Annotated in this window: 21 protein-coding genes; 10 read left to right on the top strand and 11 right to left on the bottom strand. The window is 64.3% G+C overall.

Annotation, left to right across the window (positions count from 1 at the left end; translation table 11 throughout):
- Positions 1-124 precede the first annotated feature (124 nt).
- The gene (locus AC0L27_RS04815) at positions 125-802 is read left to right on the top strand and encodes a nitroreductase (protein WP_354203836.1); all 678 of its coding nucleotides are present in this window, start codon (positions 125-127) and stop codon (positions 800-802) included.
- A 363-nt stretch (positions 803-1,165) separates the two neighbouring features.
- Here the strand turns inward: AC0L27_RS04815 and AC0L27_RS04810 are convergent, their stop codons facing one another.
- The 3 genes from AC0L27_RS04810 to AC0L27_RS04800 are packed head-to-tail and all read right to left on the bottom strand — an operon-like array spanning position 1,166 to position 3,765.
- A complete protein-coding gene (locus tag AC0L27_RS04810; protein WP_354203834.1) occupies positions 1,166-2,287 on the bottom strand; it encodes an HD-GYP domain-containing protein in 1,122 nt (373 codons plus the stop codon).
- Between the two features lie 48 nt (positions 2,288-2,335).
- Positions 2,336-2,662 (bottom strand): PilZ domain-containing protein, encoded by a 327-nt coding sequence (locus AC0L27_RS04805; protein WP_354203832.1) that lies wholly within the window; start codon positions 2,660-2,662, stop codon positions 2,336-2,338.
- Positions 2,659-3,765, bottom strand: a complete 1,107-nt coding sequence (locus tag AC0L27_RS04800) for a DUF2336 domain-containing protein (RefSeq protein ID WP_473317998.1) — start codon at positions 3,763-3,765, stop codon at positions 2,659-2,661. The genes AC0L27_RS04805 and AC0L27_RS04800 overlap by 4 nt, the downstream gene beginning before the upstream one ends.
- A 302-nt stretch (positions 3,766-4,067) precedes the next feature.
- On the opposite strand from AC0L27_RS04800, the gene AC0L27_RS04795 reads away from it, so the two are divergent.
- Both AC0L27_RS04795 and AC0L27_RS04790 read left to right on the top strand, forming a co-directional pair.
- Positions 4,068-5,015: an AraC family transcriptional regulator gene (locus AC0L27_RS04795; RefSeq protein WP_354203828.1), complete on the top strand. Its 948-nt coding sequence runs from the start codon at positions 4,068-4,070 to the stop codon at positions 5,013-5,015.
- A gap of 49 nt (positions 5,016-5,064) precedes the next feature.
- Entirely contained in the window at positions 5,065-5,655 is a 591-nt protein-coding gene (locus AC0L27_RS04790) for an NADPH-dependent FMN reductase (RefSeq protein ID WP_354203826.1), read from the top strand.
- Positions 5,656-5,783: 128 nt separating this feature from the next.
- Here AC0L27_RS04790 and AC0L27_RS04785 read toward each other — a convergent pair whose 3' ends face one another.
- Together AC0L27_RS04785 and AC0L27_RS04780 are read right to left on the bottom strand one after the other, a co-directional pair.
- Entirely contained in the window at positions 5,784-7,865 is a 2,082-nt protein-coding gene (locus tag AC0L27_RS04785; protein ID WP_354054966.1) for a methyl-accepting chemotaxis protein, read from the bottom strand.
- Positions 7,866-7,962: 97 nt separating this feature from the next.
- Positions 7,963-8,403, bottom strand: a complete 441-nt coding sequence (locus AC0L27_RS04780; protein WP_354203823.1) for a DUF1810 domain-containing protein — start codon at positions 8,401-8,403, stop codon at positions 7,963-7,965.
- Between the two features lie 234 nt (positions 8,404-8,637).
- On the opposite strand from AC0L27_RS04780, the gene AC0L27_RS04775 reads away from it, so the two are divergent.
- The 3 genes from AC0L27_RS04775 to AC0L27_RS04765 all read left to right on the top strand — a co-directional run bounded on the left by AC0L27_RS04775 (position 8,638) and on the right by AC0L27_RS04765 (position 11,161).
- On the top strand, positions 8,638-9,588 hold the full coding sequence (locus AC0L27_RS04775; protein ID WP_354203821.1) for a DUF2778 domain-containing protein: 951 nt from the start codon (positions 8,638-8,640) through the stop codon (positions 9,586-9,588).
- 79 nt (positions 9,589-9,667) lie between these two features.
- Positions 9,668-9,925 (top strand): hypothetical protein, encoded by a 258-nt coding sequence (locus AC0L27_RS04770; protein WP_275171839.1) that lies wholly within the window; start codon positions 9,668-9,670, stop codon positions 9,923-9,925.
- Between the two features lie 144 nt (positions 9,926-10,069).
- On the top strand, positions 10,070-11,161 hold the full coding sequence (locus tag AC0L27_RS04765) for a TRAP transporter substrate-binding protein (RefSeq protein ID WP_473317995.1): 1,092 nt from the start codon (positions 10,070-10,072) through the stop codon (positions 11,159-11,161).
- Positions 11,162-11,283: 122 nt separating this feature from the next.
- Here AC0L27_RS04765 and AC0L27_RS04760 read toward each other — a convergent pair whose 3' ends face one another.
- The 6 genes from AC0L27_RS04760 to AC0L27_RS04735 form a co-directional block, all read right to left on the bottom strand.
- Positions 11,284-12,066, bottom strand: a complete 783-nt coding sequence (locus AC0L27_RS04760; protein WP_354203817.1) for an ABC transporter ATP-binding protein — start codon at positions 12,064-12,066, stop codon at positions 11,284-11,286.
- Positions 12,054-13,109 carry a dihydrodipicolinate synthase family protein gene (locus AC0L27_RS04755; protein WP_473317992.1) on the bottom strand — a complete coding sequence of 352 codons (1,056 nt, stop codon included), beginning with the start codon at positions 13,107-13,109 and terminating at the stop codon, positions 12,054-12,056. Before AC0L27_RS04755 ends, AC0L27_RS04760 begins: the two co-directional genes overlap by 13 nt.
- Before the next feature lie 6 nt (positions 13,110-13,115).
- Complete coding sequence (locus tag AC0L27_RS04750; protein ID WP_354054953.1) at positions 13,116-13,937, bottom strand: GNAT family N-acetyltransferase; 822 nt, start codon at positions 13,935-13,937, stop codon at positions 13,116-13,118.
- Positions 13,924-14,961: an NAD-dependent epimerase/dehydratase family protein gene (locus tag AC0L27_RS04745; RefSeq protein ID WP_354203814.1), complete on the bottom strand. Its 1,038-nt coding sequence runs from the start codon at positions 14,959-14,961 to the stop codon at positions 13,924-13,926. The genes AC0L27_RS04750 and AC0L27_RS04745 overlap by 14 nt, the downstream gene beginning before the upstream one ends.
- A 30-nt stretch (positions 14,962-14,991) precedes the next feature.
- Positions 14,992-15,762, bottom strand: a complete 771-nt coding sequence (locus tag AC0L27_RS04740; RefSeq protein ID WP_275171845.1) for an ABC transporter permease — start codon at positions 15,760-15,762, stop codon at positions 14,992-14,994.
- Between the two features lie 84 nt (positions 15,763-15,846).
- Positions 15,847-16,494, bottom strand: coding sequence for a TetR/AcrR family transcriptional regulator (locus AC0L27_RS04735; RefSeq protein WP_007591743.1), 648 nt, complete (start codon positions 16,492-16,494; stop codon positions 15,847-15,849).
- 101 nt (positions 16,495-16,595) lie between these two features.
- Here AC0L27_RS04735 and AC0L27_RS04730 point away from each other — a divergent pair, with 101 nt between their 5' ends.
- The 4 genes from AC0L27_RS04730 to minE all read left to right on the top strand — a co-directional run bounded on the left by AC0L27_RS04730 (position 16,596) and on the right by minE (position 19,707).
- Positions 16,596-17,612: an ABC transporter substrate-binding protein gene (locus AC0L27_RS04730; protein WP_354203811.1), complete on the top strand. Its 1,017-nt coding sequence runs from the start codon at positions 16,596-16,598 to the stop codon at positions 17,610-17,612.
- Between the two features lie 283 nt (positions 17,613-17,895).
- Entirely contained in the window at positions 17,896-18,594 is a 699-nt protein-coding gene (gene minC, locus AC0L27_RS04725) for a septum site-determining protein MinC (protein WP_354203809.1), read from the top strand.
- 19 nt (positions 18,595-18,613) lie between these two features.
- On the top strand, positions 18,614-19,429 hold the full coding sequence (minD, locus tag AC0L27_RS04720; RefSeq protein ID WP_007591740.1) for a septum site-determining protein MinD: 816 nt from the start codon (positions 18,614-18,616) through the stop codon (positions 19,427-19,429).
- Positions 19,426-19,707, top strand: coding sequence for a cell division topological specificity factor MinE (minE, locus tag AC0L27_RS04715; protein WP_275171849.1), 282 nt, complete (start codon positions 19,426-19,428; stop codon positions 19,705-19,707). The genes minD and minE overlap by 4 nt, the downstream gene beginning before the upstream one ends.
- Positions 19,708-19,814 lie beyond the last annotated feature (107 nt).

Here is a 19,814-nt window from a genome sequence, read left to right as displayed (position 1 = left end):
GCTTTCATGGGGATCCTCACAGGGTTCTTGGTCTTGGTTGAGGGTTAGCATAGATTTTGCGCGCCGCATCGGCAACCGCTCGCATGTGGCAATGCCGGGAATGAACGGGCAGGGAGGTCTTGAGGTGGAATTCGAAACGCTGGTCCAGTCGCGCCGCAGCGTGCGTGGCTTCAAGAACGAGCCGGTGCCGCGCGCGGTGATCGAGGCGATCATCGACAGCGCCAAACGTGCGCCGTCGTCGATGAACACCCAGCCCTGGCATGTCCACGTGCTCACAGGCGGACCGCTGGAACAGCTGCGCCGCCGCAACATGGAGGAAATGGTCGGCGGCGCCAAGGTCAAGCGCGACATCGTCAGCCATGGCGAATATCAGGGCGTGCACCGCACGCGGCAAGTCGACGTCGCCAAGAAACTGTTCGGCGCGATGGGAATCGCGCGCGACGACAAGCCGATGCGGCAGGACTGGGTGCTGCGCGGCTTCCGCCAGTTCGACGCGCCGGTCTCGCTGGTCTTGACCTATGACCGCGTGCTCGATCCCGGCGCGGTCTGCCATTTCGATCTGGGCGCGCTCTGCTACGGCATCGTGCTCGCGGCCTGGGACCGTGGTCTCGGTTCGGTGATCAACGGGCAGGGCATCATGCGTTCCGACATCGTGCGCGAGGTCGCGAACATTCCGGAGGACGAGGTGATCATGACCTGCGTCGCGATGGGCTATCCCGACGACAACTTTGCCGCGAACGCCGTGCGTTCCGATCGTGAGGGCAACGACGATTTCGTGCGCTACGTCGGATTCGCGGAGTAGTGCAGGCAGAGGAGATTATTCTCTCGCCTGAAATTTTTGGTGCGGACCGCTTGGCGGCCTCTTGCAATCTCGATCGTGCGGGAGGAACAATGTGCGGACTGAAAGGTTTGATGCTGGCGCGAGGGAATTGACATGCGGCGGCTCGCTAGCCTGGTTCGACGGTTCTTCGGCCCGCGAGTGCGGCGTCCGATCGATGATGATCCAAGTCTTCCTTTCACCCCCGAAGAGTTCGGCCGGCTGATCCGTAGCGGCCGGCATGAGGACATGAAGCTGCTGGCCAACGGGCTCGCCTGCCGGTCCGTTCCGCGCCGCACCAGACATCGCGCCGCGCACTAGACTGGAGTCGAGACGGGTGTGACGCGCTTATCGCGTGAGCGCGACCTGCCTGAACGCGATCAGCAGTGCCTTCTCCAACTTTCCGCTCATCCCGCATAGGATGTCATAGGCCTCGCCGCGTGGCAGCGTCGGCTTGTAGTGCCGATACTCTATCAGGGCCGCGAAGATGTCCGAGATCGTGAGAATCCGCACGATGTCGCCAATGCTCTCGGCCCCGAGCGCATCCGGATAGCCGCTGCCGTCGAGATATTCGTGATGATGCCGCACGGCATCGAGGATCTCCGGCGAGATATCATCGTGGTCTTTCAGAAAATCGTAGCCCGCTGCCGGGTGAGTCTCGATCATCGCACGTTCCTCCGGATCGAGACGGCCGGGCTTGTCGAGGATGGCAAGAGGGATCCGGGCCTTGCCGATGTCGTGGAACATGGCCGCCGTATACAGGCGCTCCAGATCGGGCCTGCCGACGCCGAGGCTCAGGCCGAAGTCGATGGTGACGCCGGTGACGAGGAGACAATGCTGATAGGTCCCCTCGTGATGGCGCCGCACCGTCGTGAGCCATTCCGACAGGCCATGCTGGCTGATGCGATCGGCGATTTGGCGGCCGGCTTCTCTGGCGCCGTTGACGTCGATCGGCTGGCCCGATGTCACCGAGGTGAACATCGATGCGATCGCGGTCGCCGCGGTCTCGACTGCATCGTCCGGCTGCGCCGCGTGACCTGAGAAAGCAGACGCCACTTCGGCGGGCTCCGCCAGCGCTGCCAGCAGCTTGATCTTGTCGATCGTTCCGGGAAGGACGAGCGTGGCCCCGAGCGCGTAGGCCTGCGAAATACTCATGTGAGAGGAGTGCTCGACCAGGAAGATGCGCTTCGTTGCCTTCGCGAGCTTTACGGCTCGTTTCTTGATGGCCGCAATGGTGCGGACGTCACGCAATTCCGCACGGATGACGATCGCGAACGGCATCTGGGACAGCTTGGCTTCCGCGTCGAGCCGTTCGCCTGAGACGGCAAACTGCTGCTCGAGAATCGAACAGACGCTCGATAATTTGTCTGAGGAATCAGCCAGCACATGCACGCACGGGCGTGCCGCTTCCTTCTCTCGGATGCCGCCGTCGCCTTTGACGGGGCGGGATATAATTTGCGCGTTCTGCACGGTTGACCTGAATTATGCTGAGTGGATGTGACCGATGAATCCTTGGGCCTATTTGCTCTGAGCGGCAGCGGCAGCGGCAGCGGCGGCTGCCGGTTTCCTCTTTCCGTCTACGGTGACGAAGTGCACGCCGGCCGTGGTGCCGTCGATCCAGACCAATTCGCAGCGCCGGTAGGCGAGCCCCGTCGACGACAGCAGCAGGAAGAATTCCTTGGCCCGCAGAACGTCGAGTGTGCCCTCGACTTCGATCTTCGCACCGCTTTGCGATATGTCGAGCAGAACGCAACTGCGCCGCCACGTGCCGTCCGAGCCCATCAGATTGACCGGCTGCTTGTGATCCATTTTCACGCGCTGCGCCTTGCGACCGTCGAACTTCATCGGCCAACCCCCATCTTCGCGCCGCGATTTGCCGGATCGCTCGTGTTGGCGCTTGCCGCTATTTCCCCCCATCGCACTGTCCATTGGCTGGTGGACAGAAGCAGCGTCTCGAAGATCCGTTGCGCGCGCTCGCGCTCGGCATAGGAGAGCCTTTTGCGGCTGCGGTTGCTCAGGATGGTAAGGGTGGTCTGCCAGTTCAGCCGCGAAGCCCGGCACGCCATGACCAGCCCCTCGCAATCGTCGTCGCTCAGGACATGCTCGATGATTTCAAGCGGCGCCCCTGAAAGCACCGACAGCGCCGTGAACAGGTTGGCCGTCTCGCCGCGGATCGCAAAACGGTTCACCGTGGAATCATTGAGCTTGCCGATTCGGTTGAGGACGACGATCTCCGGCCTCGCGCTTGCGTAGTCGGCCCGGCAAGGCCGCTTTGGCGCAGCCGGCTCCGCTTCCGGCACCGGCGCCGCGGCGGATGGGTTGGGCGTCGCCGGTGCCTTCCGGATTGGTGGGACGGAGAGCAGCTTGCGCACGACCAGGTCGGGCGTGCCGGGCCGGAGTACCAGCGCCTTCGTGATCTCGCCGTCCTGGTCGGCCTTGGCAATCAGCGCTGCATAGGCTGCGTCAGAGAATTTCGCTCCCGGGTTCTTGATCAGGGCAAGGCAGATCGGGCCGCCGTGCTTGATCAACGCCTCGGTCACGGCCGGCGCGATGTCGCTGCGGTCGGCGATCGCGCGTCGATGCCACTCGCCACGGGAGTCAATGACAGCCTCGAGATCGGCTGCGGAAAGTGCACGCGACTTGAGCAACACAGGACATGCCACGTCCGGATTATCGTGCGAGGCGAGACGCCACAATGTTTCGGGAGGCGCGATGTCAAGCTCGGCGAGCGCCGTGCTGAGCTGGACCAGTGCGCTGGCCTCGACCCGTTCCGTCAATCGCAGCAGAACGCCGTCGACCACGTTGCTGAGCAATTCCCGGCACTGGTCGCGGCTGCCAATGAGCAACTGCACCATGCCGGAGAGAATGCGTGCGCAACGCTCCGCCGGGCACGTTGCGACCGTCTCTTCCAATTCAGCAAGAATATCAGCAGGCGAATTTGCCATCATGGCAGGGGCCTGACTCAAAATTAATTTGGATTATCGAACTGCGCCTATTCCGCTCGACAAACGTTAATTTGAAATTTGGATTTTGCTCGTCTAGGTATATGTGCACCGCAGGCCACACGGGAAACGCTATCGAAAATTGGCGAGATTTGATGCGTCGCCTTGTCCTTGGACTTCAACGCTCGCCAACTGGTCAGCATAGTTCGAAGTGATTCTTTCAGACTTAAGGGGACACCGGAACGGGGAAGTTGGGCCAGCATCGTCGCCGGACGCGCGTGTGTTGCGACGCGAAGTTTCACATTGCCATGAACAGAAGTGATGATGCGCCGACGCTGGCGCCGAAGGTATTTCGTTTCACCGACGTCGATGAATTTCGAAGTGCCATACGAGGCCTGAACTTCGAGTTCACGCCTTTCGTACGGAGGATTTCGGCCGAGCAGACCATTCTGTCGCTGCCCGGCTGCGACGTGAATCTGACGCGGGCATTTCCGCGGGTCGTCGACGCACAGCTCGTCGAGAATTGTACGGCGATCGGATTCACGATGGACGATTTGGATGTGCCGGTTCGATTCAACGGCACGCAGCGCACACGACCCGTCATCGTCATCGGCAGCGGCGGCGCGGCTTACACCACCATCGAGGAGGTGCAGCGGCAAATCGCCTCGGTGGTGTTCAGGCCGGAGGTGACGGATCGCGGTTGGCCACAAGCAGCCTTCTGCTTCAACATCTTCGAAACGACCGCGGCGGGCTTGAACCGGCTCCGCGGTGTGGTTCGGGAGGTGCTGGCAGCCGCTTCGGAGCCGGTCGATGCGCCCGACGTGCCGCTGAAGGCGGCCGCCATGAAGGAGACCCTGCTCGGCGCTGTGGACGCAGTTTTCGAAAGCATCGTTCCTGCGCGATGGACCCTGCGCCCCAATGACGAGCGCAACTTCAAGGTCTTTCAGGACATCCGCGCGCTGCTTTCCGACGACCTCTCGCAGCCCATCTACAGCGACGAGATCGCGCGCAAGCTCGGTCTGTCCGTTCGCACCATGCACGACGTCGTCCGCCGCTATCGCGGCATGAGCCTGCACCGCTACTTGCGCCTGCGGCGGCTGTGGCTGGTGCGCCAGCGGCTGCTCGCCGGTGCCGACAGCGTCAAGGCCGTTGCGCTGGCGTTCGGCTTCTGGCATCTCGGCGACTTCTCCAGAAGCTATCGGGACCAGTTCGGCGAGACACCGTCGCAAACGCTTGAATGCGGACGGCGAACCTAGCCGTCAAAACGTTGAGGCCGGTCTGATGATCCGTGCTATAGTACCGGTCATGAGCAATCGCATCCTCGTCCTCTACGGTTCCTACCGTTCCGACCGCATGGGCATCCGCCTTGCGAATTTCGTCATCGATCGCCTGCGCGCCCGCGGCGACGACGTCGTGTTGATCGACGCCAAGGCGATCGGCCTGCCGATGCTCGATCGCATGTACAAGGAATATCCCAAGGGCACCGCACCCGAGGCGCTGGAGAAGCTGGCCGGAGATATCCGCGGCGCGGATGGTTTCGTGTTCGTCACTGGCGAATACAATTGGGGAATCCAGCCCGGCCTGAAGAATCTTACCGACCACTTCCTCGAGGAGTGGTTCTGGCGTCCGGCCGCCATCGTGAGCTACTCGGCCGGCCGCCTGTCCGGCGCGCGTGCCTCGACCGCCTGGCATGGCACGCTCTCGGAGATGGGCATGGTGGTGGTGTCGAGCACCATCGGCGTCGGCCCGATCGCTCAGACGCTGTCGGAGGCGGGCGAACCGATCGGCGAAGGCGGCAAGGCGCTGGAACGCTCGTTCCCGCGCTTCGCCGACGATCTCGCCTGGTGGATCGAGGCCGCCAAGGCGCAACGGGCGCGCAAGGCGCCGCCTTATTGACGTCCCGTATTGACGGTCCCGTAGCCCGGATGGAGCGCAGCGCAATCCGGGGCCGCCGGTGTTTGCGGCACGATTCCCGGATTACGCTTTCGCTCCATCCGGGCTACGAAGCTGCGCGTTTGCCGCGCTTACGCCGACCTGACCTCACCGAGGAAGCGGTCGAACTGTCCGGCGAGGTCGCGTGACTGGGTCGAGAGCTGCTCGGCGGCGCCCAGCACCTCCCGCGCGGCCGTACCGGTGTCGTCGGCGGCGCGCTGCACGCCCGATATGTTGGTGTTGACCTCCTGGGTGCCGCGCGCGGCCTCCTGGACGCTGCGGGCGATCTCCTTGGTCGCCGAGCCCTGTTCCTCGATCGCGGCCGCAATCGCGGTGCCGATCTGGTCGATCTCGCCGATCACGTCGGCGACGTTGCGGATCGCGGTCACGGTCTCGTCGCTCGCGGCCTGGATCGCCGAAATCTGCTCGGAAATTTCGGTGGTGGCCTTGGCGGTCTGGCCCGCCAGCGATTTCACCTCGGCAGCAACCACCGCAAAGCCGCGGCCGGCCTCGCCGGCGCGGGCGGCCTCGATGGTCGCGTTCAGCGCCAGCAAATTGGTCTGCTCGGCGATGCTCTGGATCAGCGTCACGACGTCGCCGATCTTCTGCGCGCCCTCGGCCAGCGCGCGGGCGGTGTCGCCGGTGCGGCGGGCGTTGTCGACGGCGCGGGCCGCGATCTCAGTGGATTGGGCCACTTGACGGCCGATCTCCGAGATCGAAGAGGTCAGCTCTTCGGTGGCGCTCGCGACGGTCTGCACGTTGCTCGATGTCTGCTGCGAGGCGGCGGCGACGACCGCGGCCTGGCTGTTGGTCTGGGCCGCCGTCGAGGTCATCGACTGCGCCGTGCTTTCCATGGTGGAGGAGGCTTTCGATAGTCCGCCGACGAGCTCGGTGACCTTGGCTTCGAACGCGCGGGTGATCCCGTCGAGCGCCTGTGCGCGGCGCATCTTGCCGTCGTTCTCGGCCTGCTTCTCCGCCGCGAGGCTGTCGGCCCGGATCATGTTGTCCTTGAAGACCCGGACAGCCGCGGCCATCGCGCCGATTTCGTCGGAACGCTCGGCGCCGGGAATCTCTTCCGCGACCTCGCCGTCGGCAAGCCGCGACATCCGCGTCGTCAGGTTGACGATCGGAGCGCAGACCCGGCGGCGGACCGTGACGATGAGGCCGGCGCTGGCGATCAGCACGGCGAGGAGGCCCGCGAGTGCGATGGTGAAGCTGGTGTGGGCGGCGGTCGAGGCACCGGCGAGAATCTGCTCGGCGTTGTCGTAGAACGCGTCGCGAACCTCGATGATAGTGCTGAGGCCGCGCTGCGTAGCGGTGTAATAGGTGTCCATGTCGTGTTCGTACTTGCCGCTGACCGCACCCTCCTTCACCAGCTTGAGCTCGCGGCCGAACTCCTCGATGTAGATCGCGTTGAATTTTTCAAGCGCGGCGGCGACGTTCGCCGGCGTTGCGGGATTGCCGCGCAACTCCAGCAGCGACATCACGATCTGATCGTTGCGGCCCTGCGAGCGGCTGATCTCGGCCTTCTCGGTGTCGGTCGCCGGCTTCTTGCCCCCGACGAGATTCTTGTGCAGGCTGGAGTTGAAGCCGCCCACGTCGCGCAATGTCATCGCGATGTTGGCGTAGCTGGCCTGCCGATAGGCATCGCCGTTGAGGATCGCCATGCGGCGGACCTGCTCGTTGAGCAGCGCGGTCACGCCGGCGTTAAGAACGGCGTTGTCGGCAACGATCTTTTTGGCAGCGTCCTTGCGCGCCTCAGGCGGGCCCGACATCGCCTTGTCGATGGCCTCGCGCAGTGCGGTGAACTTCGAGTTGATGGCGTCGATGTTGCCGCCGGTCGTGTTGCCGTCGTCAAACGGGCCGGGCAGGTCTTTGCGCAGCGCGTTCATCGTGTCGCGGGCGGCATCGGTCTGCTTTCGCAGCTTGCCCTGCTCGGCAAGCAGCGCCGGGTCGACGGCGGGAGGGCCATACAGGATGTTGGTGGAAAAGCCGCGCTCGGGATTGAGGTAGCGCGGGATGTCGCTGACGGCCCGGACGATCGCCAGCCGCCCCTGGGCTTCGGTGATCCGCTCCATCGTCTGGTATTTTGTCACGGCGACGTAGACGGCGAGGCCGCCGCCCACAGTCGAGAGCGAAACGATGGCGGTGGTCAGGAGCGTACCGATTTTCATGATTGTGTCCGGCAACTGGCGCGGGAAATTGTTTGCACGGACAATAGGCAGGCGATGTTAATCCCGGGTTTACGCTGGTGGCCGCCGGCAGCCGCGGTCACCTGGCCTTGCGGTCGAGGGCGGCGAGGATATCGAGCGTTGCCTGATCGCGCTTGCCCGAAAAATATCGGGCGAGTGCCTCGTCGAAAACGGGCTCATCGGACACCGCGTCGAACAGCGTCATCGACGAGCGGAATTTGGCGTCATCGGGCGCGCCGAGGATGGCGTTGATGGTCCGGCCCTCGACGGCAAGCACGAGCCTCGTGCATTCGATCAGGCGCGGACCGAGGATGAGGTGGGCGAGGTAGGCGCTGGCCTCGGCGCGGGAGGCGATGGCGTAGCGCTGCGACATGGCGCTGAAGCCGAGGCCGGCGATTTGGGGGAAGACGAACCACATCCAGTGGCTCTGCTTTCGGCCCCGGGTCAGCTCCTCCTGGATGTCGCCATAGACCGGGTCTTGGGCCCGGACAAAGCGTTCCAGATCGAACGGATCGGTCATAAGATACCTTGGGATACCCCGGAATGGCTTGCCGGAGCCTTGCCAGACCCTTGCCAGACCCCTGCCGGCCCCGATTATGCCTAACTTTTGGCTCCCAATGTGGTAGCTGGTATAGAATCTCCGGGTGGGGGTGGGTCCCCCCGGGGGGACGATTTTGGGGAGCTGATGGTTTCCGACCGGGCACAAGCCGAGAGGCTATTGTCGCGCCGCCGTATTGGGCGAGCCGAGACGATATTGCTGTCCCTGGCCGCCGTCGCGCTGGCACTGGGCGCCGCCGCCTGGGTCGCGGATATCGGCGGTTCGGCCTCGCTCGTTACCGCCGCACTGCCGCCGGCCAATGCGCCTTCATTCGATGATCGTTTCGCTTCGGCATCGGGCAGCCCGCCCGCCCGCGAGCTAGGCCTGCGGACGCTAGAGCGCTCGGCAGTGAGTGCAGTCCAGCTCAAGCTGCGCGACGCCAAGGCGATGCTCGCCCAGAAGCTCCAGGGCGACGACTGGCGCTCGACCCTGACCGACGACGACCGGCACATGTCCGAGGAGGCGAGACTCTCGCAGCGTGCTGACGCCATCCCGATGCCGCGCTCGCGCCCGCCCCAAGCCGACATCTCTGCCCAGATCGCCTCGAGCCAGGCCTATGCCGAGACCAACCCCCGGGTCGACAACCGCAACTTCTTCGAAAAATTCACCGACAAGATCAGGCTGGCCTCGCTGACGCCCGACAGCGGCCTGTTCGGCAAGGCGCCCGATCTCGCCGCGCTCGGTTACGATTCGCGCACCGCGGTCTACGACATCTCGGCCAAGGCGCTTTACCTGCCGAGCGGCCTCGCGCTGGAAGCGCATTCGGGCATGGGCGCGCTGATGGACGACCCGGAGCACGTCGACCAGCGCATGGTTGGCGCCACCCCGCCCGCGACCTACGACCTGAAGCCGCGCGAGAAACTGTTTCACGGCGTCCGCGCACTGCGCTTGACGCCCACCGAGGGCACCAGCGCGCTCGGCCGCGTCGGCTTGCTCACCCATAATTACATGCTCGGGCCCCGTGGCGACTCCAACGGTTGCGTTTCGATCAAGGACTATGATCGATTCATGAAGGCCTACGACAACGGTGAGTTCAACCGTCTGGTCGTGGTGCCCCGGCTGACCCCGTCGGCGACTGCCTCGCAGCGCGCGAGCACTGAGTCCTGATATCTGCGCCTGATATTTGCCTGCTACGGCGGGGCTGCCGTTTTCCCTTCGTTAAGCCGTCATCGTCCAGAAGCAGCCCATGAGTGATCCGCAAAATTCCGAGACCCCGCTGCGCACGACGTTCAAGATCAAGCTGAACGGCGACACGCTGGCGATTGCGACCGTCGGCCAGGCCTATCAATTCCTCACCAACTTCAAATCGGTCGAGTGGATGGAATTCCGCTCGCTGCATGAAGACGCGGTCGCAGCGCTCGAAGGCGCCGCCGAGAACGCCATGCTCGTCGTGCAGGCGACCAACGCCGTGCGCGCGCTGTTCGTGAGCGCAAAGCTGCTCTAGGAGCAACCCTGCGTGGCCGGGATTGCGCTGCGCTCCATCCGGGCTACCGCGCACAGGTTGAACTCCGCTATAGCAACAGGCAATGGTCTGCGAAGATCGCGCTCAAGCCGATACGTTGAAACATAGTTCAGGGAGAGACCCATCATGAAACGCCGTACATTTCTCAAGGGCGGCGCTGTCGCCGGCGCGACGACGCTGGTTGCCGCACCCGCGATTGCGCAGAGCGCGCCCGAGATCAAATGGCGCCTGACGTCGAGCTTCCCGAAATCGCTCGACACCATCTACGGCACCGCGCAGACTTTTGCGAAATATGTTGCCGAGGCCACCGACAACAAATTCCAGATCCAGACCTTTGCTGCCGGCGAGCTCGTCCCCGGCCTGCAGGCGCTCGACGCCGCCAGCACAGCCTCTGTCGACATGGCGCAGACCCCGCTCTATTTCTACATCGGCAAGGAGCCGGCGCTGGCCTATGCGACCGGCGCGCCATTCGGCATGAACCATCGCCATCAGGAGTCCTGGTGGCATTTCGGCGGCGGCGCCGACCTTACCAACGAGGCGCTGAAGCCGTTCAAGGCGCATGCGATCCTCTGCGGCAATTCCGGCACCCAGATGGGCGGCTGGTTCCGCAAGGAGATCAAGACCGTCGACGATCTCAAGGGTCTGAAATTCCGCATCGCCGGCATGGGCGGCCATGTCCTGGCGCGGCTCGGCGTGGTGCCGCAACAGATCGCGGGCGGCGACATCTATCCGGCGCTGGAGAAGGGCACGATCGACGCGGTCGAATTCGTCGGCCCCTATGACGACGAAAAGCTCGGCTTCCAGAAGGTCGCCAAATACTACTACTTCCCGGGCTGGTGGGAGGGCGGCGCCATGCTGCACATGATCGTCAACGACGAGAAGTGGGCGTCGCTGCCCAAGCAGTACCAGGCGATCGTCAACCAGGCCGCGTCAGCCGCTGGCGCCTGGATGCTCGAGAAATACGACAGCGTCAATCCGGCGGCGCTGAAGCGGCTGATCGCCAATGGCGCGGAGCTGAAGGCGTTTCCGCAGCCGGTGCTGGAGGCCTGCTACGCCGCGACCCAGGAGCATCTGAACGAGCTCGCCACCAAGAGCGACCTGTTCAAGCGCACCAAGGAAAGCCACGACGCCTATATGAAGGAGCTGCTGTTCTACACGCAGATCGCGGAGAATTTTTACGACAATTATCTGCTCGGCAAGATGCGCAACAAGGCTTGAGTGCGCAAACTCCTGTAGGGCGGGCAAAGGCGCGCTTGCGCCGTGCCCACCACTGCTTGCTTGAGTCGCCATGGTGGGCACGCTTCGCTTTGCCCACCCTACGGCATCTATCGTGTGGTGAATTAAGCCGCGCCCAGACCCAGCTTCTCGTAAATCCGCCGTGCATAGGCGCCGAACGCGTCCGTCGTCTTCAGCGGCAGAGCCCGCGGGAAGGGCAGGTCGATCGGGAAATAATCGGCCATCTTCGCCGGGCCTGCCGTCAGCACGGCGCAGTGCGAGGACAGGAACACGGCCTCCTGGATCGAGTGCGTGATGAAGATGATGGTCTTGCCGCTCTCGCGCCAGATCCGCAGCATCTCCAGGTTCATCTGCTCGCGCGTCAAGGCGTCGAGCGCGCCGAACGGCTCGTCCATCAGAATCAGTTTCGGGTCGTGAATGAAGGCGCGCGCGATTGCGGTGCGCTGCTGCATGCCGCCGGAGAGCTCTCGCGGATATTTCTGCTCGTAGCCGGCAAGTCCCACCAGATTGAGCAGATCGCGCGCCCGCTCGCGCGCGGCCTTCATGGGAAGGCCGACGATCTCCGCCGGCAGCAGCACATTGTCCAGGATCGTCCGCCATTTCAGCAGCAGCGCCTGCTGGAACACCATGCCGATGTCGCGGGTCGGATCGAACGGGCTTTTGGCATTGCCGATGTTCACCGTGCCGCCGTCGGCGTCGTGCAGGCCGGCCAAAATCTTCATCACCGTGGTCTTGCCGCAGCCGGATGGGCCCACCAGCGAGACAAGCTCACCCTCCTGCACGTCCATGGTGACGTCGGACACCGCCAGGAATTCGGCTCCGCCGCTGCGATACACCTTGCGGACGCCTTGCAGGCTGATGAAGGGGTTTGAGCTCATGCCAGCCATTTGTTCAAGTTTGCGGCCACGAACGCGTCGTCGCTGAGGTCGGAATGCTCGCGGTAGACGCGGTCGATCTCATTCTTCTGGCCGGGGCTAAGGCCCTCGTTCGGATCGAGGCACCACAGGCCCTGCATCAGGCCCTGCCGTCGCAGCACCTCATGGCAGCCGGCGATGCAGCCGTGAAAATCGTTGGCGACGTCGAAGAATGCGCTGTTGCAATCGGTGACGCGGGTATCGAGCGCGAGCAAATCGGCCGGGACGCTGTCCTTGTGCCGTGCCGCTCTGCAGCGCTCGAACTGTTTTATGGCGCTCGCGGTCCAAACCGACCAGTGGCCGAGCAGTCCGCCCTTGAAATAAGTGCGCGTGGTGATTCCGTTGTCACGGAGGTCGAACGGCAGCATCAGATCGAGCAGGATGTGGTCGTCATTGCCGGTATAGAGCGCAACGCGGTCGAGCGCGCCGGCCGCCGCGACGCCGCGCAGAACATCAAGGGTCCTGTAGCGGTTGAAGGGCGCGATCTTGATCGCGATGACATTGTCGATCGAGGCAAAACGCTGCCAGAACCGGCTCGACAGGACCAGGCCGCCGACGGCCGGCTGAAGATAGAAGCCGACCAGCGGAATTTCGGCAGCGACCGCTGCGCAATGCGCGATGATCTCGTCCTCCGACGCGCCCTTCATCGCAGCGAGACTGAGGAGCCCTGCGTGGTAGCCGATGTCGCGCGCGGTGCGGGCTTCGATGGTGGCCTGCCTGGTCGGACTGGCGAGGCCCGCGACCAGCGCCAGCGGACGCTTGGTCCAGTTCGCCGCAGTCTCGGCGGCGAGTTCGAGCACGGGACGGTAGAGGCCGACATCGCGGATCGCAAACTGCGTGGTGTGCACGCCGACCGCAAGGCCGCCGGAGCCGGCGTCGATGTAATAGCGCGTCAGCGCGCGCTGATGCTTTGTGTCGAGCTGGCGTTCGGCGGTGAGCGCGAGGGGATGCGCCGGCAGCACGGTGCCGTCGGCGATCAGCTTGCGGATCTCGCTGTTGATCTGGCTGTGGTGCATGATGTCCTATCCGAATTCAGGGCCGGCGACGGCGAATGGCATTTCTTCACCTGTGGCAGTGGCGGGGCCGAACCGCATGCGCTGGAACGGACGTTCGATGCTCCAGCCCGATGCGGTCAATCCTTCAGGGAACCCAGGTTGCGACGCGACGGCGTCGAGCAGCAGCGGGCCGGTTTCCGATCGCGCGATGGCATCGACCAAGGTCAGCGCGGCTGCGGCGTCGTCGGCAAACAGCGGGCCGATATGGCGCGCCGTGCGTCCGTCGCGAACCAGCGCGATGGCGCCGCTCGCGGAGACGATGCGTGAGCCGGGCCGCTGCGCAAAGGCAGAGAGCAGGGCGGTTCGATCGAGGCCCGTAGCGCGCCGGTCACGCGCGCGGAGCGCGTCGAGCGGCGCGGATGAAGGTGCCTGCTCCGACGTTGAAGCGGATTTCACCAGCCTGAGGCGGCGCAACTGCAGGGTCGGCGTGAACCCGAGCGGCCCATAGACGGCGGCACCATCCGGCGTAGCGTCGAGCCAGCTCGTCAGGTTGCGTTTGCGTGCCGTCGCCAGGCAGGCGTCGACGAGCCGCGTGGCGAGACCGCGCCGGCGGTGGCTTGCCGTCACCAGCACCATGCTGATCCAGGCGTTGTTGCCGGGGTAGGGCAAGAGCGCCGCGGTCGCGACCAGTTGCGTGCCATCACGGATGCCGAACACGATGCCGTCGCTTAGGAAAAAGCGCCAGTCGTCTTCATTCTGGTTCCAGTGCGCCTCTGTCGAGAGCGCGAGGCCTGCCGCAGCATCCTCGACGCCAAGCCGGATGACGCGCGGAGCGTCAGTAGCGTCCATCGCGCACCTCGTATTTGGTGGGCTTGCCGAGGCTCGGCATGGCGCGGGAGATCCAATCCGCGGTCCAGGCGATCAGCTGCTCGGTGTCGACGACCGGCAGGCCGAACAGCTCGACTGCCTTGGACGTGTCGGTCAGCCATGCCGTCGGCTGTTCGTTTCCTGTCAGGACCGGCGCGCGGCCGAACCTGGCGCCGAATCGTGCTGCGAGGTCGCGCACCGCCAAAATCTCGTGGCCGCTGACATTGATCGGCGAGGTCGGCGCCGTGCAATGCGCGAGACAGCGCAGCGCCTGGGACGAGGCATCGCCCTGCCAGATGAAATTGACGTGGCCGATGCTGACATCGATCGGCGTGCCCGTGAGCACTTTCAGTGCGATGTCGTGGAGGACGCCATAGCGCATGTCGATCGCGTAGTTGAGGCGGAACAGCCGCCCGGGCGTTCCGAGCTTGCGCGAAAAATACTCGAACATGCGCTCGCGGCCGACACAGGACTGGGCGTATTCGCCGGGCGGGTTCGGCGCCATGTCCTCGCTCGAGCCTTTGCCGTCGACGGGAACGAAGGGATAGATGCAGCCGGTCGAGAACGCCACGATCCGCGACGACGGGAAGGCCTGCGCGACCAGCGCCGGCACGTGCGCATTCATCGCCCAGGTCAGCGACAGATCGCCTTCCGCGCCGAATTTGCGGCCGGCCATGAAGACGATGTTGGGCGCCTTCGGCAGCGCCTGAATCGCGGTCTCGTCCATCAGGTCGCAATTGATGGTCTCGACGCTACGCGCGTGCAGCCAGTCCTTGACGCCGGCGTCGCTGAAGCGGGCGACGCCAATGACGCGGCGATCGGGCGCTGCAGCTTTGGCAAGCCCCGCCAGCGTCGGCCCCATCTTGCCGGCGACGCCGAGGATCATGATGTCGCCTTCGACCCTGGCGAGGTCGTCGATCAGTGCCTGCGTCGGCCGGCACAGGAGATCGTCGAGCGCGGCGATATCAGGGATGGTCTTCGGCAGTGTCTGGCGGGTGAGGAGCATGGTTTTGGTCCTTGGTCTGGCTCTGCCGTTTCATGTCGGTGTTGCGTCACCGACCACGAACATGCGTTCGAGGACGAGCACGAAGCCGTAAAGCGCGACGCCGAGCAGCGTCAGCAGCACGACGGCCATCACCATCGCGGGCGTGTCGAGCGACGACTGCACCTGGATCATGAGGTAGCCGAGCCCGCGTTCGGAGGCGATGAACTCGCCCACGATGGCGCCGGCCACCGCGAGGATGGCGCCGACCTTCATGCCGGAGAAGATGTAAGGCAGCGATCCCGGCAGCTGGATCTTGCGGAATAGCGTCCAGCGCGAGCCGCGCAGCGATTTGACGAGATCGAGCAGATCCGGCTCGACCTCGCGCAAGCCGCGCGCGGTGGTGAGCAGGATCGGAAAGAAGCAGATGCTGAAGGCGATCAGGATGTTCGGCACGATGCCGTAGGAGAACCAGACGATGAGGAGCGGGCCGAGCGCGACCTTCGGAATCATGTTCAGCGTCACGAACAGCGGCAGCAGCACGAGGCTGAGCAACGGTGCCCAGCTGAAGATGACGGCAAACGTGACGCCGACGAATGCGCCGAGCGCAAAGCCGCCGAGGATCTCGATCGCGGTCACCAGCGTATTGGCGCCCCAGGCGTAGCTCGCGGTTCCCAGCGTCTGGATCGTCGCGAGCGGCGAGGGCAGGATGAACTTCGGCACGTGGAAGGCGTCGACCAGGACCTGCCAGAGCACGAGCACGGCGAGGTGCACGATCAGGACGATCGCAAAGCTGCGCGTATTGCGGGCGCCGTCTCCTGTCACCGGTTGCTCCCTGTTATCAGCGGCCACCTTGCCGCTGGTCGCAAGCCTACCCGTCCCGGAGGGAAGTTTCAACCAGTTGGTTGATTACGGCCGGAGCGAATGCAGCACGAGATCGGCGACGTGCCGGCGGCGGGCGCGGCGCGCGGCCCGGCTCGACAGGTCCTTGCCGAAGATCGCCGACAGCGTCGGCGTGTTCGAGAGATAGAAATAGCTGAGGCCCGCGATGGAGATATAGAGCTGGATCGGGTCGATCCCCTTGCGGAACATGCCGGCGCGAACGCCCTCGTGAAGGATGTGGGACACGCTCTTCACCAGCGGCGAATGCATCGCCTCGAGCCGCGTGGAGCCGCGGACGTGGCGGGCACCGCCGCGGTTCTCGTCGTTCAGAAGCACGATGAAATCGGGGTTTGTCGCGAGGTAATCGAACGAGGCCTCGATCAGTTTCCGGATCGCCTTTTCCGGGGGCAGGCCTTCGAGATTGAGCTGGCGCTCCTGTTCGCGAATATCGGCGTAAACCCATTCGAGGACGGCAAGATAGAGCGCGTCCTTGTCGCCGAAGTAGTGGTAGACGAGCTGCTTGTTGACGCCGGCGCGCTCCGCGATCTCGTCGACGCGGGCGCCGGCAAAGCCGTGCCGGGCGAACTCCTCGCGCGCCGCCGTGAGCAGCTTCTTGCGCGTGGCGACCGGGTCGCGCCGCTGCGGCACGGTGTCGCCTGAACGTTTTGCGGGCATTTCCAACCAAACAGTTGACAAGTGAAGGGCGGCCTTGTTGCATTGGTATCCTCACAGGGGGAGAGCGACAAGCCGGGTCGCGGGCAACGAGGAGAGATGCGATGAAGCGTTTGCAGGCGGCGGGCTCGGCCCTGGCTGTGGCCCTGATGCTCGGTTCACCGGCGATGCCGGCGAGCGCGGGCGAGGCGGTCAATCTGATCCTGAACTGGGCGCCGACGGCCGATCACTCGCCCTATTATTACGCCAAGGCGCAAGGCTGGTACGAGAAGGCGGGCATCGATCTGACCATCGAGGTCGGCAAGGGCTCTGGCGTCTCCGCCGCCAAGGTCGGCTCCGGCGGCTCGCCGTTCGGCGTCGCCGATCTCGCCACCATGCTGGTGGCGAAGAGCAAGGGGGCTGACGCTGTGGCCGTGATGAGCGTCTACGCCAACACCGGCCAGACCTTCTACTGGCTGAAGAGCTACGGCGTGAACGGGGTGAAGGATTTTGCCGGCCACAAGATCGGTAATCCGCCGGGGGACGCCTCGCGCGTGATGTGGCCGGCCTTCGCCAAGGCCGCAGGGCTTGCGCCCGACTCCGTCGGCTTCGTCAATGTCGGGCCGACGGCGAAGATCGCTGCGCTGAAGAGCCATACCGTCGACATCATCAGCGACTTCTACAACGAGCACGATTTGAAGGTGATCGAGTTCGGAAGCGATCTCGGCTACGTCAATTGGAAGGACATCGGGCTCAATCCTTACGGCAATTCGCTGATCGTCAATGGCGGCTATCTGCAGAAGAACCCGAAGCTGGTCGAGGAGTTCGTGCGGGTCACGCAAAAGGCCTTCGCGACCTGCGTCGCCGACGCCGCGCCCTGCCTGAAGGCGCTGCTCGATCAGGTCTCCGGTCTCGACAAGGAGAACCAGGAGCGCCAGTGGGAGCGCATCAAATTCCTGATGACCGACGAATTCACGACGACGAAGTCGCTCGGCTGGATCGACGGCGAGCGCATGAAGAAGGACTACGATCTGGTCCAGACCTATTTGGGCATGGAGAAGCCGTTCGACGTCACGACGGCGTTCACGACCAAAATGCTCGATCCCGCCATCAAGATGGATGCGAGCAAGGTGAAGAAGTAGGGGGCTTCCTTATCGTCGTCCTGGCGAAAGCCAAAACCCATTACCCCAGGGCGTGGTTTGGCGAAGACTCGTGGTTCGGTACTCCCACCGTCCGCATCGATGGATTCCGCGGTATGGGTCCTGGCTTTCGCCAGGACGACACCGGAGATCTGGGGCGGCTGCCCGCCGCCGAGGGCCACGGCCCGACGCCCGCCCCCACGTAACCCCACGGAGAAATTAACCGGCCATTAACCATATCGGCGGCATCGTTAACCATTCAATAACAGGGAACGAGTCGGCCGCTATGGAGGCTGCAGTAAAACCTCAACGCCAAATGGTGCGCTTACGCGGGCGCTCCTATGTGGCCTTCGTGTTCGTGCCGACGGTTCCCATCCAGGACTGGCTGCAGGAGATCGACACCACCATCGCGCGCTCGCCGGGTTTCTTCGCCGGCCGCCCCGTGGTGATCGACCTGTCCTCGGTCGATCTCAGCCAATCCGGCATCGGCCATCTCCTCACCAGCCTTCAGGACCGCAACATCCGCGTGCTCGGGATCGAGGGCGTGGAGGAGAGCCGGCTGACCCCCATGATGCCGCCGCTGCTTTCGGGCGGGCGGAGCTGCGTGGTCGAGCCGAGTGCGCCCAAGAAGGTTGAGGCGAAGATCGAAACCAAGCCGACGTCCCTGCTGCTCGAAAGCCCGGTGCGCTCCGGTCAGACCGTGATCTTCCCCGAAGGCGATGTCACCATTTTGGGTTCTGTCGGCTCCGGCGCCGAGGTCGTCGCCGGCGGTTCCATTCACATCTACGGCGCGCTGCGCGGCCGCGCCATGGCGGGCGTGAACGGTCACACGAGCGCACGCATCTATTGTCAGAAGATCGAGGCCGAACTGCTTGCAATCGATGGCTTTTACCAGACCGCCGACGATATCGACGCGGCCCTGCGCGGCAAGCCGGCCCAGGCCTGGCTCCAGGGCAACACCATGCGAATTACTGCGCTGAACTGACCAGAAGGAGATTTCAGAGATGGCCAAGGTACTGGTCGTAACGTCAGGCAAGGGGGGCGTCGGCAAGACGACGACGACCGCCGCACTGGGGGCTGCGCTCGCGCAACGCGGCGAAAAGGTCGTGGTCGTCGATTTCGACGTCGGCCTGCGCAACCTCGACCTCGTGATGGGCGCCGAACGCCGCGTCGTGTTCGACCTCATCAACGTGGTGCAGGGGGTCGCAAAGCTGCCGCAGGCGCTGATCAAGGACAAGCGGCTGGAGAACCTCTGGCTGCTGCCGGCCTCGCAAACCCGCGACAAGGACGCGCTGACCGAAGAGGGCGTGGGCAAGGTCATCGACGATCTGCGCAGTCGTTTCGACTGGGTGATCTGCGACAGCCCGGCCGGCATCGAGCGCGGCGCCTCCATGGCGATGCGCTTTGCCGACGAAGCCGTGATCGTCACCAATCCCGAAGTCTCCTCGGTGCGCGATTCCGATCGCATCATCGGCATGCTCGATTCCAAGACGGTGCGGGCCGAGAAGGGCGAACGGGTCGAAAAGCACATCCTCATCACCCGCTATGATCCCTCGCGCGCCGCGCGCGGCGAGATGCTGACCATCGAGGACATCCTCGAAATTCTTGCAACACCCTTGCTCGGCATCATCCCGGAGAGCCAGGACGTATTGCGTGCCTCCAACGTCGGGACGCCCGTAACGCTGTCGAACGCGGAAGGCGCCCCGGCGCGGGCCTATATCGATGCGGCGCGACGGCTCTGCGGCGACACCGTGCCGATGCAGGTGCCGACCGAGCGCAAGGGCTTCATGGACCGCCTGCTGCGACGGAGGGCCGCATGAGCATGGGTCTGCTTCGGCTTCTCCGCGGCAACAAGGCCTCTGCACCCGTCGCACGCGAACGGTTGCAGATTCTGCTTGCCCATGAACGCGGACTGCGCGGCCAGCCCGATCTGCTCGGTGTGCTGCGTGAGGAAATTCTCGCGGTCGTCTCCAGGCACGTCACGCTGGACCCGACCAAGGTCATCGTCCGGCTCGATCGCGGCGACGAGGTCTCGACCCTCGAGGTCGATATCGAGGTGCCCAACGATTTCGAGCGCAGGCGCGCGGCGGTCGGGTAGGGACCTCGGCCGCGACGCTTCAAAATTTGGGGTGGGTGAGAAGGCGGTCCGCTGGGCATAGCGGGCCGCTTTTGCTTGCTGACGTGAACGCTGCGGAACGAGGTCAG

This window comes from Bradyrhizobium sp. Ken51 (genome assembly GCF_055807435.1).
The sequence above is the reverse complement of the archived record's forward strand: the minus strand, read 5'-3'. Positions and strand labels throughout refer to the sequence as shown.